This is a genomic window from Massilia sp. 01N410 (assembly GCF_056399665.1).
Genome location: NZ_JBFTRV010000043.1, coordinates 1 through 3,191, shown reverse-complemented (window position 1 = coordinate 3,191; position 3,191 = coordinate 1). Strand labels below are relative to the sequence as shown.

The 3,191-nt window shown below is 51.9% G+C and carries 2 rRNA genes; both read left to right on the top strand.

Features of this window, described 5'->3' with window-relative positions:
* Positions 1–39 precede the first annotated feature (39 nt).
* Positions 40–2,932 (top strand): 23S ribosomal RNA (locus AC1DOP_RS27085).
* A gap of 122 nt (positions 2,933–3,054) precedes the next feature.
* Positions 3,055–3,167, top strand: a 5S ribosomal RNA gene (rrf, locus tag AC1DOP_RS27080).
* Positions 3,168–3,191: the final 24 nt, after the last annotated feature.

Genomic DNA, 3,191 nt, shown 5'->3' with positions numbered 1-3,191 from the left:
TGACGTTCCCTGACACTCATGCAGGGGCCAACGTTATAGGGACAAGTGAATAAGTGCACATGGTGGATGCCTTGGCGATTACAGGCGATGAAGGACGTTGTAGCCTGCGAAAAGCTACGGGGAGCTGGCAAACGAGCTTTGATCCGTAGATGTCCGAATGGGGAAACCCGGCCTTTTAGGTCATCRCTCACTGAATACATAGGTGTGTGAAGCGAACGCGGCGAACTGAAACATCTAAGTAGCTGCAGGAAAAGAAATCAACCGAGATTCCCAAAGTAGTGGCGAGCGAAATGGGATGAGCCTTGTACGTGATAGTCGAYTGRATAGTGGAASSCTCTGGAAATAGSSGCCATAGCGGGTGATAGCCCCGTACACGAAATYCRRACGGTGRTACTAAGCGTACGACAAGTAGGGCGGGACACGAGAAATCCTGTCTGAAGATGGGGGGACCATCCTCCAAGGCTAAATACTCGTAATCGACCGATAGTGAACCAGTACCGTGAGGGAAAGGCGAAAAGAACCCCGGGAGGGGAGTGAAATAGATCCTGAAACCGTGTGCATACAAACAGTCGGAGCCTCTTCGTGGGGTGACGGCGTACCTTTTGTATAATGGGTCAGCGACTTACATTCAGTGGCGAGGTTAACCAGATCGGGGAGCCGTAGAGAAATCGAGTCCGAACAGGGCGACAGTCGCTGGGTGTAGACCCGAAACCAGGTGATCTACCCATGGCCAGGATGAAGGTGCGGTAACACGCCCTGGAGGTCCGAACCCACTAATGTTGAAAAATTAGGGGATGAGCTGTGGGTAGGGGTGAAAGGCTAAACAAACCTGGAAATAGCTGGTTCTCTCCGAAAACTATTTAGGTAGTGCCTCAAGTATCACCACCGGGGGTAGAGCACTGTTATGGCTAGGGGGTCATTGCGACTTACCAACCCATTGCAAACTCCGAATACCGGTGAGTGCGAGCTTGGGAGACAGACGTCGGGTGCTAACGTCCGGCGTCAAGAGGGAAACAACCCAGACCGCCAGCTAAGGTCCCAAAGATTGGCTAAGTGGAAAACGAAGTGGGAAGGCTAAAACAGTCAGGATGTTGGCTTAGAAGCAGCCATCATTTAAAGAAAGCGTAATAGCTCACTGATCGAGTCGTCCTGCGCGGAAGATGTAACGGGGCTAAGCCAGTCACCGAAGCTGCGGATATCTTTCTCTTTGCTTGCATCGAGATCGATATGGTAGGAGAGCGTTCTGTAAGCCTGCGAAGGTGTCTTGTAAAGGATGCTGGAGGTATCAGAAGTGCGAATGCTGACATGAGTAGCGATAAAGAGGGTGAAAAGCCCTCTCGCCGAAAGCCCAAGGTTTCCTGTTCAACGTTCATCGGAGCAGGGTGAGTCGGCCCCTAAGGCGAGGCAGAGATGCGTAGCTGATGGGAAGCAGGTTAATATTCCTGCACCGTCGTATGATGCGATGGGGGGACGGATCGCGGAAGGTTGTCTGACTGTTGGAATAGTCAGTTTCTGGTTCATAGRAGGYRCTTAGGCAAATCCGGGYRCRKAATYCAAGGGRYYGGGACGAGCGGSTTTATSCTGCGAAGCAATCGGAAGTGGTTCCAAGAAAAGCCTCTAAGCTTCAGTCATACGAGACCGTACCGCAAACCGACACAGGTGGGCGAGATGAGTATTCTAAGGCGCTTGAGAGAACTCGGGAGAAGGAACTCGGCAAATTGGTACCGTAACTTCGGGATAAGGTACGCCCCGGTAGCTTGATTGGTTTACTCCATGAGGGTGAAAGGGTTGCAATAAACTGGTGGCTGCGACTGTTTAATAAAAACACAGCACTCTGCAAACACGAAAGTGGACGTATAGGGTGTGACGCCTGCCCGGTGCTGGAAGATTAAATGATGGGGTGCAAGCTCTTGATTGAAGTCCCAGTAAACGGCGGCCGTAACTATAACGGTCCTAAGGTAGCGAAATTCCTTGTCGGGTAAGTTCCGACCTGCACGAATGGCGTAACGATGGCCACACTGTCTCCTCCCGAGACTCAGCGAAGTTGAAATGTTTGTGATGATGCAATCTACCCGCGGCTAGACGGAAAGACCCCATGAACCTTTACTGTAGCTTTGCATTGGACTTTGAACCAATCTGTGTAGGATAGGTGGGAGGCTTTGAAGCGGGGACGCCAGTTCTCGTGGAGCCATCCTTGAAATACCACCCTGGTTTGTTTGAGGTTCTAACCTTGGCCCGTRATCCGGGTCGGGGACAGTGCATGGTAGGCAGTTTGACTGGGGCGGTCTCCTCCTAAAGTGTAACGGAGGAGTTCGAAGGTACGCTAGGTACGGTCGGACATCGTGCTAATAGTGCAATGGCATAAGCGTGCTTAACTGCGAGACCGACAAGTCGAGCAGGTACGAAAGTAGGACATAGTGATCCGGTGGTTCTGTATGGAAGGGCCATCGCTCAACGGATAAAAGGTACTCTGGGGATAACAGGCTGATTCCTCCCAAGAGTTCATATCGACGGGGGAGTTTGGCACCTCGATGTCGGCTCATCACATCCTGGGGCTGTAGCCGGTCCCAAGGGTATGGCTGTTCGCCATTTAAAGTGGTACGTGAGCTGGGTTTAAAACGTCGTGAGACAGTTTGGTCCCTATCTGCCGTGGGCGTTGGAAATTTGAAGGGGGCTGCTCCTAGTACGAGAGGACCGGAGTGGACGAACCTCTGGTGTACCGGTTGTCACGCCAGTGGCATTGCCGGGTAGCTAAGTTCGGAAGAGATAACCGCTGAAAGCATCTAAGCGGGAAACTCGCCTTGAGATGAGATTTCCCGGAGCCTTGAGCTCCTTGAAGGGTCGTTCGAGACCAGGACGTTGATAGGTCGGGTGTGGAAGTGCAGTAATGCATTAAGCTAACCGATACTAATTGCCCGTACGGCTTGTCCCTATAACCTTGGCAGTCCAAGCCAGGTGCAATGACAGCTTTGTTGACACAACAGATCAAAAAACTACTTCTTCCGGATTCAGCGTAGCGTCCTCCAYSAGGAGACGACACGCGTACAAGTCATGCCTGATGACCATAGCAAGTCGGTACCACCCCTTCCCATCCCGAACAGGACCGTGAAACGACTTTGCGCCGATGATAGTGCTGCAACCAGTGTGAAAGTAGGTTATCGTCAGGCTAATTATTCGCAGAAGCCCGCTCA